This window comes from Peribacillus sp. (genome assembly GCF_059453735.1).
This window is the reverse complement of the sequence record NZ_JAZVJO010000410.1, coordinates 1-10159: the sequence shown is the minus strand read 5'-3', so window position 1 is coordinate 10159 and position 10159 is coordinate 1. Positions and strand designations below refer to the sequence as shown.

Sequence of the window (10159 nt, the reverse complement as noted above, 5' to 3'; positions counted from 1 at the left end):
AATCAGTAGGAGGCGTCCTATTTATCGATGAAGCGTATAGTTTAAAGCGAGATGGAAAATCGGGCGATGATTATGGACAAACCGTCATCGATACACTGGTTTCATTAATGACTAATCAGAAATACAGCGGGAAATTCGCGGTTATTTTGGCCGGTTATCCAGATGAGATGAGGCAGTTTTTACAAGCAAACCCGGGACTAAGAAGCAGGTTTCCACAGTCAAATCATTTTCATCTGCCGGATTATACCACTGAAGAACTGCTCGAGATTGCTAATCAGGCAGCCTTGGAAAATGATTATTTGTTAACGAAAGAAGCAATGATTGAACTCGAAGAAAAGCTTGAGCAAGAGCAAGTCGACGAAACTTTTGGAAATGCTCGAACGGCACGTACACTGGTCACAGACGCCATTTTCACAAAAGGATCACGTTCGAAGGTTGATACTGAGCAAGTTCTTGAGTTCACCATTTTATCACCGGAAGATTTTCAAATGAACGATTCTACTACAGGGCATTCACCATGGAAAACATTTGATAAATTGGTCGGGCTAAAAGATATTAAAGGAGAAGTTGAAGCATTGGCATCGTATGCCCGTATACAGCACATTCGAAGACGACAAGGAATGAAAGCTGTCCCTGTCCAGTTCCATGCAGTCTTTACTGGTAATCCTGGGACGGGTAAAACGACGGTTGCGCAAATCTATTCAGAGCTATTAAAAGAAAACGGAATGCTTAAAAGAGGGCATTTAGTCGTTGCAAGCCGAGCAGACTTTATCGCTGGGTATGTTGGACAAACGGCTCTTAAAACAAAGAAAAAAATAAAGGAAGCGCTTGGGGGTGTGTTGTTTATTGATGAAGCCTATTCACTGGTAAGTCAAGGTGAAAATGATTTTGGAAAGGAGGCAATTGATACACTCGTGGCAGAAATGACTCGTCATAATGAAAATTTAGTCGTCATTCTCGCTGGTTATACAAACGAAATCGATCGTCTTCTTTCAAGCAATCCCGGCCTGCGTTCTCGTTTCAAAAAGTTTATTCATTTTCCTGATTACAGCACAGACGAATTAATTGAAATTATGCAGAGGTATAGTGAAGAATATCAATATACTCTTTCAGAAGAAGCGTTAGCATGGATAACTACTTATTTAACACATTATCATGCACCAGGAAACGGACGATATGCTGCTAATTTAATCAATGAAGCCATTCAAATGCAGGCCCTTCGTCTAATGCCCAAATCGACAGATGAATGGGAAGATACAGATTTAATGGTCATTACAGAAAATGACTTGAAGCAAGCCGCAGAAAAACTTAAAAAAGGGGAAAAATAATGCTTATTTCAGAAAACAATATTGAAGTCCGTTACGCAGAAACAGATCAAATGGGAATTGTCTACCATGCTAATTATCTGGTATGGATGGAAATTGGGCGAACAAAGCTGATTAAAGATATGGGCTTTAATTATGCTGAATTAGAAGCAGAAGGGATTCTTTCACCTGTGTTAGATATCCAAGCTTCTTATAAAAAACCACTTAAATACGGACAAACCGCAACGGTATACACATGGATTGAAAAGTATGATGGACTTCGCGTTACGTACGGGTATAAAATCTTAACTGAAACGGGGGAACTTGCAGTAAGTGGTTCTTCGATTCATGTTTGTGTTAAAAAAGATTCCTTCCGTCCGATCTCAATCAAGAAATTATATCCGGACTGGCATCAAGCATACGAAAAAAATAAAAAAGAAGAAGCAGAATGAGCAGAGAGTGAGGGGAGGTACAAGTGGCATTTGGCATTAATAGAAAAGAGTTAGAAGCATGGAAGCAAAAAATCGATAAAGGTGAAATTGCTTTTTTAACACATTACTGGCTTGACGACCGTTTTCCTGATTGTAACACGGTCACAAAAGCAGGTTGTCAAGATCTCTCTAAACTTGAACGGTGGGGACAACAATACGGACTTCGCAAAGAATGGATTCACCATCGCCGCGACGGGTATTCACATTTTGATTTGCTTGGTGCTAAACAAAGGGAAATCCTAAAGGCTGAAGGGATTGTTGAAAAATTGCTCAATTAACATGTTGATACATGCTGTTTATACTTCTTATAAAAAAACACCGGTTAGCCGGTGTTTAACGATTTTCAGTTATTTTTTCGTATCGAAAAGCCGGTTCGGCTGTTTTATCATTAAAGTCGATATATAGGTCATGATTATCAAAGTACCATTCGTCGTTTTTTTCAATAAAATAGGTTATTCCTTCGTGCTTAATTGATGCTGCCGGGTCAACAGGGTGATCAAGATTGACTCCTAATGAAAAACCACTTTGAATTTGGCTGTGTCCGCCATATCTGACAAAAAATCGTACACTGCTTCCTTCTTTCAGTGCCATTTCTTCTACATACCAATGAGATGCAGGACCAGAGATGTTTATTTTCATGTATTTCTCCTTTCACGTTTCACGATATGTTTAGTATAAAGGAAAGCTAACTTAGAAGCGAATATCGGGCTTAAGGAGGGGGGATTAACCATGGATATTATTTATACAATCTGTTTTATTAAAAGACATAGAAATAGTATAGAAGAATACTTGTTGCTGCTTCGAAATAATGAACCGAATCAACATAAATGGAATGGAGTCGGCGGGAAAATAGAACCAGGGGAAACACCACTGAATTCCATTCAAAGGGAAATTCTCGAAGAAACAGGGCTATCTGTTACTTCATTAACAGCACATGGGGTCGTTACATGGCAGACGGGCGGCATGTATCTTTTTACTGCTGAAAGTAATGAGGAAGTGACCATTGATTGTGACGAAGGAATCTTAGAATGGAAGCCGCTGGAATGGATAATGGCAAGCAGCGAAGAAGAGGTAGTTAGTAATATTTTATATTATCTGCCACATTTATCGAAAGATGCTAAGCAAAAGGAATATGCGTGTACATATGGAGAAAATGGCCGGCTGCTGTCTATAGATATAAAAGATTTAGCACTGTGTAACTAGAGTGAAGTGGGAATCTCCACTTTCGCTCTTTTTGCTGTTTTAGAGGATATGGCAGCGGGAGTTCTTGTTAAATATGGAGCGTCTACAAAAGGAAATTGGATATTCAATGAAATTTTAAAAAAGAATTAACTTTCTAAGAAGTATTGGCAGGATTCACCCAGCGTTCGATAGAAATAGAAGCTGGGTGATGCAATAAACGTGTCTTTATTTTTTTTCAAGTCTTTCAGCTTCCGCCATTTTAGCTACTAAAATGTGCGCTGGCATATGCATGATTTGCTCTAACGGAAGATTCAGCGTTTCCGCTAATTTGACAGCTGTTTCCGCCGATATTTGTAAGGGTTTCATAAAATAACCTCCATTATATTTAAAATCCGATAAAAATAACGCCTGAGAGGACGAGTAAAAAGCTGAGATAAAAGAAAAGTAAAAACGATGGAACTAAATTGCCTGTTTTTATGGTAAGCCAAGCCAAGAAACTGCCAAGAATGCAGAAAAGGATGCATGAGTAGAATTGGAAACCGACCGAACTCTGGGTAATGCCAAAGCCTATACCTGAAGTAAGAATGGCGATTTTTTTTGTCGATTGAAGGGTAAATGCACGAAGAAGGATCCCTCTCCAAATTAACTCTTGCAAGGCGGCATGTGTGAAGCAGAATAGCAGTCCATAGGTTAGCAGCTGCAGCGTGATCGGTTTGGTTAACAGGATGACGAGAAAGGGCATAGAAAACAGCAGGACCATTCTCAGCATAAACTTTGAATTGAATCTTATGGGTCGATCATACATGAGCTTAATAGGTTTTTCTTTGATGAAAGAATAGTAAATGATACTAACCGGAATGAGAATACAAATCAGTAAAAGCCTATTTAAGAGGATCTTAGATGGTAAAGAAACATCAGCTATGTCGACGAATTTATTTGCATACATATAGAAAAGATGTCCAAATAGGAAAGCTATCGAAATCCAGAGGACTATACGGTTCTTTTCACTGAAAAAAACAAGGGTTAGCATAAGACTGCCTGCTAGATAGAAACTGATTTGAAGATTCTGCTGATGGATAAAGAATACGAGAGCAATAAATAGACATGGAATCAGGTACTGCGGCCAAGTTGTTTCTTTTGTATAAGAATAATTCATCTTGTCACTTCTCTTTTTCCTTAATTTAAAATGAACAAGTCTGTCCAATTATTGGACAGACTTGCAGGTTAAAGCCAGGTGATTTTCGGTTCCGTTTTATTCTTGATCCGTTTAATGTTTGCGCGGTGTTTGTAAAAAATGAAGAACACAAACACAGCAAGCACGATGAGCAGCGGTTTATCTTCATTTGCAAAAAATAGCGCATAAGTTAAAGCTGCTGCCGCTGCAATCATAGAAGAAAGTGATACATATTTGCTCAGGTATAAGGAAATAAAGAAGACCACTACCAATATTAAAAATAAAATTGGGTGGGTTCCAAGAACTACGCCTGCTGATGTGGCAACTGCTTTTCCTCCGCGAAAACCTGCGAATACAGGAAACATATGACCTATAACCGCAAATACTCCGGCAAGAAGCAAATGAATATCTGTATCAAGAAGAAGCGGGAGAGTAGTGGCAAGTGTGCCTTTTAAAATATCCATACTGGTTACGACGATCCCAGCCTTTACACCAAGCGTTCGGAAGGTATTGGTGCCGCCTAGATTTTTGCTGCCATGTTCACGAATATCTGTATGATAAAAGGTTTTTCCAATGATCAATCCAGAAGGAATTGACCCAATTAAGTAGGCAAGCAGTAAACATAATATAATTGATAACATATAATAGCCCTTTCCTGTTAGGTAATCAAATGAGGATTGATATGTAGGTAGCCTGCACATGTATTTTATCATGTCTCTACTAAATTTCCATTAGTATTGTTTGATTTCCTCTTTCAAACGTAAAAAAATATTTATAATGAAGGCCGGAAATACATAAAATTGGTGGAAAAACAAGTTCGTATCCCGATAAATATAGTGTATGCTAATTAAACAGAGAAATGGATTTTAAGGAATTAGGAGATTGAGAATATGAAAAATCTAGCTTCAGCCTTCCAGTGGGTAGCTTTTGTGATGGCATCATCCATTGTAGCACCTATTGCGGTAGCTGATTTATTTGGTTTGAGCGGTACTGATGCTGCTGAATTTGTACAGCGGACTATTTTCGTCCTCGGAGTGGCAGGACTGCTCCAAGTGACTCTAGGGCACAAGCTGCCGATTAATGAAGGTCCTGCTGGTTTGTGGTGGGGAGTATTTGCACTCTATGCAGGAATGAGTACTACGTTATTTGCCACTGCAACAGAGACACTTCAAGCTCTTCAGGGAGCTATGCTGATGAGCGGGTTAATGTTTATTCTCCTGAGCTTAGCGGGATTAATAGATAAAATCAGTAAACTTTTTACACCGGTGGTAACCGGTATATACATATTGCTGCTAGTCATGCAGCTCAGTAAATCATTTTTGAATGGGATGCTGGGTGTCGGCTATAATAGTTCTGGAGTAGACTTAAAAATTGCAGCCTTAAGTCTCGTGACAGTTCTATTTACTTTTTATGTGACAAGGCATAAAGTGGACGCAATCAGGCAATATGGAGTTTTAATCGCTCTTATGTTTGGGTGGGCACTATTTGCACTATTTGGTGCGGCCAAACCAATTACATCTTCTCACCAGTCAATGATTTCTTTACCGAAGATGTTTGTATTTGGCGAGCCTCATTTTGATTTTGGTATGATTATGACATCAATATTTGTCACATTGCTGTTATTAACGAACATGATTGCTAGTGTACGCGTTGTTGAAAACTTAATGAAATCTCTCGGAATTATCCAAACTAAAGTCAGTTTGAAAAAAGGCGGCTTTGTTACCGGAGTCAATCAGCTGATCGGGGGAGTTTTCAGTGCCATTGGACCTGTCCCAATTTCAGGTGCAGCAGGCTTTATTGCCACAACCCGTATTACCTCAAGACTGCCGTTTATTTTAGGTGCTGTCTTAATTATAGGTTTTAGCTTATTTCCCAGCATTATGAATATATTTTCATCTTTACCTGTTCCTGTGGGATATTCTGTTACCTTCGTTGTCTTTGCCAGTATGATCGGAATGGCTTTCTCGGATTTCGATAAAGAAGCAGATTCAGCTAGAGTAAGGAGTGTGATCGGTGTCTCTTTATTATGTGGTGTGGGTGTGATGTTCGTACCTTCCGAAGCGTTTAAAGGTATTTCACCGATTGTGACATCATTATTAAGTAATGGACTTATATTTGGAACCATTGTAGCGATAATAACTGATCAGTGGTTATTTTTTATTTCTAAAAAGCGTGTATTGCGCTGAGCATATTTACTTGTTTATAGGCAATTAATAAATTTATTTCAACTAAAAATAGTTTATTAATATTTCTTACGACGCAATTTCTGTTATGCTAAATAGGGGAAACTTAAGCTAAAATGATTTTTAGAGAATAAATTTACGTTAAAAAACTTACATGAACTTTAAAAAAACTTGATTGTAACTACTAAACTTACGTAAAAGGAGCTGTTTAGCATGACCATTGAAAATCCAACCCGGTCTGAAATGGGTGCTATGTTAAAAAAAGCTAAACGAATTGCTGTTATCGGATTATCTGATAAACCAGACAGAACCTCTTACATGGTCTCTGAAGCCATGCAAAAGAACGGATATGAAATTATTCCAGTAAATCCAAGCGTGGAGGAAGTACTAGGGGTAAAGGCCGTTTCATCGCTTAAAGAAATTGATGGACATATTGATATTGTAAATGTATTCAGGCGATCGGAGTTCCTTCCCGAGATTGCCAGAGAGTTTGCTGAGATTGACGCAGATATCTTTTGGGCACAGCTCGGTGTGGTTAATGAGGAAGCCTATGAATACCTGAAGGACAAAGGTTATACAGTCATCATGGATCGTTGTATTAAAGTCGAACATGCCCTTACGAAGTAAGACTTGAGAAGGAGCGGGCCGCCGCTCCTTTTTTTCGCCTAATAAATGGACGATAGCTAAAGTTACATAACCTAATTACGGATCTTGAATAAAAGGAACGTTTGTTCTTTTGTGCAAAATTCATTATACTTATGATATAAAAGAGAAATAAATGATAGCAGAGATAATCTGCAATTCACTAGACACATGATTTTCAGTCAATTCACACAGATGATTTGGCCCGGAAATTGCGGAAGAGTATGAAAGGGGAATTTCTGTGGCGAAAAATAGTAAAGAGTTTGCGTACGATGAAGATGCCATACAGGTATTAGAAGGACTCGAGGCTGTAAGAAAGCGCCCGGGTATGTATATTGGAAGCACAGATGCGAGAGGACTCCACCATTTAGTATATGAAATTGTCGATAATGCCGTGGATGAAGCGCTTGCGGGACACGGAGATCAAATTATCGTAAAAATACATAAAGATAACAGCATTAGTGTCACGGACAAAGGACGCGGAATGCCAACAGGGATGCATAAGCTTGGCAAGCCGACACCTGAAGTAATTCTTACCATTCTTCATGCTGGCGGTAAATTTGGTCAAGGCGGATATAAAACAAGCGGGGGACTGCATGGAGTAGGGGCTTCTGTTGTTAATGCGCTTTCTGAATGGCTGGTTGTGAAAATTAAACGTGATGGTTTTGTTTATGAACAACGTTTTATTAATGGAGGAAAGCCGGAAACTACACTTGAGAAGGTCGGGAAAACGAACCAATCAGGAACCATGATTCATTTCAAGCCTGATCCGACTATCTTTTCTGTGACGAGTTACAACTATGACACCTTATCTGAACGATTACGTGAATCTGCGTTTTTGTTAAAAGGCTTTAAAATTGAATTAATCGATGAACGTCATGATAAACAAGATATTTTTTATTATGAAAACGGAATTGAAGCATTTGTTGAGTATTTGAATGAAGAAAAAGATACCCTTCATAGTATCGTTAGTTTAGAGGGCAATCAGAATGGCATAGAATTAGATTTTGCGTTTCAATTTAATGACGGTTACTCCGAAAATATTTTAAGCTTTGTCAATAATGTTCGGACAAAAGATGGCGGGACGCATGAAATCGGTGCGAAAACAGCTCTGACTCGTGCTTTCAATGACTATGCGAGAAAAAGCGGTATGTTAAAAGAAAAAGATAAGAATCTTGAAGGTACAGATATCCGGGAGGGCCTCTCAGCGATTATCTCCGTACGAATTCCAGAAGAATTGCTGCAATTTGAAGGACAAACAAAAAGCAAACTGGGCTCAAGTGAAGCACGATCAGCAGTTGATTCAATTGTGTCCGAGCATTTGGCTTATTTCTTTGAGGAAGACCCGAATACGAGTACACTCTTGGTTAAAAAATCTGTCAAAGCTTTTCAGGCTCGTGAAGCAGCAAGAAAAGCCCGGGAAGACGCTAGAAGCGGGAAAAAACGGAAGAAATCAGATAGCCTGCTGTCTGGTAAATTAACACCAGCACAATCGAAAAACCCTGACAAAAATGAACTTTATCTTGTAGAAGGAGACTCTGCAGGAGGTTCAGCTAAACAAGGGAGAGACAGGAGATTTCAAGCAGTCCTGCCGCTTCGTGGAAAGGTCTTGAATACAGAAAAGGCTAAGCTGCAGGATATCATGAAAAATGAAGAGATTAACACGATTATTCATGCAATTGGCGCTGGCGTGGGACCTGAATTTACTGTGGCAGATACAAACTACGACAAAATTGTCATCATGACTGATGCCGATACAGATGGAGCTCATATCCAAGTATTGCTCTTGACGTTCTTTTATAAGTACATGAGACCATTGTTTGAAGCAGGTAAAATTTTTATCGCGTTGCCTCCTCTTTATAAAGTTAGTAAAGGGAACGGAAAAAAAGCGGTACTCGAATATGCATGGAACGATGAAGAACTGCAGGGTGCTATTGATAAAGTTGGGAAAGGCTATATGATCCAACGGTATAAAGGTCTTGGAGAAATGAACGCAGATCAGCTTTGGGATACTACGATGAATCCAGAGACCAGAACGTTAATTCGAGTGAAATTAGAAGATGTTGCCCGAGCGGAAAGAAGGATTACGACCTTAATGGGAGATAAAGTAGAACCACGACGTAAATGGATTGAATCAAATGTTAAATTTGGTCTCGAAGAAGAATCGAATATTTTAGATAATGAAAATATATCGGTAGCAGAGGAGGGCAAATAATGGCCAGTGAAGAGGTATATAGGGATTTGCCCCTAGAAGAGGTAATCGGAGATCGTTTTGGACGTTATAGTAAGTATATTATTCAAGACCGTGCGCTGCCGGATGCTAGAGATGGCTTGAAGCCGGTACAGCGTCGTATTTTATACGCCATGCATGTTGAAGGGAATACTCATGACAAGGCTTACCGGAAATCTGCCAAAACCGTGGGTAATGTTATTGGTAATTATCACCCCCATGGTGATTCTTCCGTGTACGAAGCGATGGTACGGATGAGTCAGGACTGGAAACTGCGAAAAGAATTAATTCAAATGCATGGAAACAATGGTAGTATTGACGGCGATCCTCCAGCAGCAATGAGATATACAGAGGCACGGCTTTCAGCTATCGCTTCTGAATTACTCCGAGATATTGATAAACGGACAGTAGAGTTTGTATCCAACTTTGATGATACTTCAGTAGAACCTATCGTTCTGCCTGCGATGTTCCCGACGCTGCTTGCCAATGGCTCAACCGGTATTTCAGCGGGTTATGCAACTGAAATCCCTCCGCATCAATTGGGCGAGGTTATTGATGCAGCAATCATGCGAATCGATAAACCGGACGCCAGTGTAGATGAATTGATGACCGTCATTAAGGGACCTGATTTCCCGACTGGCGGGATTATCCAAGGGGTAGAAGGGATTAAAAAAGCTTATGAAACCGGTAAAGGAAAAATTATCATCCGGTCTAAGGCTGAAATTGAAGACATTCGCGGCGGTAAACAGCAGATAGTCATTACTGAAATTCCTTATGAAGTGAATAAAGCTAATTTAGTCAAGAAGATGGACGAGTTTAGACTTGATCGTAAGGTTGAGGGAATGAATGAAGTCCGTGATGAAACGGATCGTACCGGATTGAGAATTGTCATTGAGCTTAAAAAAGACGCCAATGCGAACGGTGTTTTAAATTATTTATATAAAAACTCTGAT

12 protein-coding genes are annotated in these 10159 nt (G+C 39.4%); 8 read left to right on the top strand and 4 right to left on the bottom strand.

Annotation, left to right across the window (positions count from 1 at the left end; all coding sequences use genetic code 11):
- From AC52RT_RS13620 to AC52RT_RS13610, 3 genes are all read left to right on the top strand, one after another.
- A partial coding sequence (locus tag AC52RT_RS13620; RefSeq protein ID WP_495541243.1) for an AAA family ATPase occupies window positions 1–1328 on the top strand: 1328 nt, incomplete at its 5' end.
- The gene (locus tag AC52RT_RS13615) at window positions 1328–1756 is read left to right on the top strand and encodes an acyl-CoA thioesterase (protein WP_495541242.1); all 429 of its coding nucleotides are present in this window, start codon (window positions 1328–1330) and stop codon (window positions 1754–1756) included. The genes AC52RT_RS13620 and AC52RT_RS13615, both read left to right, overlap by 1 nt.
- A 23-nt stretch (window positions 1757–1779) precedes the next feature.
- Window positions 1780–2073, top strand: coding sequence for a hypothetical protein (locus tag AC52RT_RS13610; protein ID WP_495541241.1), 294 nt, complete (start codon window positions 1780–1782; stop codon window positions 2071–2073).
- Window positions 2074–2128: 55 nt separating this feature from the next.
- On the opposite strand, the gene AC52RT_RS13605 is transcribed toward AC52RT_RS13610, so the two are convergent.
- Window positions 2129–2434 carry a HesB/YadR/YfhF family protein gene (locus tag AC52RT_RS13605; protein ID WP_495541240.1) on the bottom strand — a complete coding sequence of 102 codons (306 nt, stop codon included), beginning with the start codon at window positions 2432–2434 and terminating at the stop codon, window positions 2129–2131.
- A gap of 90 nt (window positions 2435–2524) precedes the next feature.
- Here AC52RT_RS13605 and AC52RT_RS13600 point away from each other — a divergent pair, with 90 nt between their 5' ends.
- Window positions 2525–2998, top strand: coding sequence for an NUDIX hydrolase (locus AC52RT_RS13600; protein WP_495541239.1), 474 nt, complete (start codon window positions 2525–2527; stop codon window positions 2996–2998).
- Window positions 2999–3202: 204 nt separating this feature from the next.
- Here AC52RT_RS13600 and AC52RT_RS13595 read toward each other — a convergent pair whose 3' ends face one another.
- The 3 genes from AC52RT_RS13595 to plsY form a co-directional block, all read right to left on the bottom strand.
- On the bottom strand, window positions 3203–3343 hold the full coding sequence (locus tag AC52RT_RS13595; RefSeq protein WP_495541238.1) for a YycC family protein: 141 nt from the start codon (window positions 3341–3343) through the stop codon (window positions 3203–3205).
- A gap of 19 nt (window positions 3344–3362) precedes the next feature.
- Entirely contained in the window at window positions 3363–4133 is a 771-nt protein-coding gene (locus AC52RT_RS13590; RefSeq protein ID WP_495541237.1) for a CPBP family intramembrane glutamic endopeptidase, read from the bottom strand.
- 68 nt (window positions 4134–4201) lie between these two features.
- Entirely contained in the window at window positions 4202–4792 is a 591-nt protein-coding gene (plsY, locus tag AC52RT_RS13585) for a glycerol-3-phosphate 1-O-acyltransferase PlsY (protein ID WP_495541236.1), read from the bottom strand.
- A gap of 249 nt (window positions 4793–5041) precedes the next feature.
- Between plsY and AC52RT_RS13580 the strand changes: the two genes are divergently transcribed.
- The 4 genes from AC52RT_RS13580 to AC52RT_RS13565 all read left to right on the top strand — a co-directional run.
- Window positions 5042–6337, top strand: a complete 1296-nt coding sequence (locus tag AC52RT_RS13580) for a purine/pyrimidine permease (protein WP_495541235.1) — start codon at window positions 5042–5044, stop codon at window positions 6335–6337.
- Window positions 6338–6547: 210 nt separating this feature from the next.
- The gene (locus AC52RT_RS13575; protein WP_495541234.1) at window positions 6548–6961 is read left to right on the top strand and encodes a CoA-binding protein; all 414 of its coding nucleotides are present in this window, start codon (window positions 6548–6550) and stop codon (window positions 6959–6961) included.
- 256 nt (window positions 6962–7217) lie between these two features.
- Window positions 7218–9191, top strand: a complete 1974-nt coding sequence (gene parE / locus AC52RT_RS13570; protein WP_495541233.1) for a DNA topoisomerase IV subunit B — start codon at window positions 7218–7220, stop codon at window positions 9189–9191.
- On the top strand, window positions 9191–10159 hold a 969-nt coding region (locus AC52RT_RS13565; RefSeq protein WP_495541232.1), incomplete at its 3' end, for a DNA gyrase subunit A. The genes parE and AC52RT_RS13565, both read left to right, overlap by 1 nt.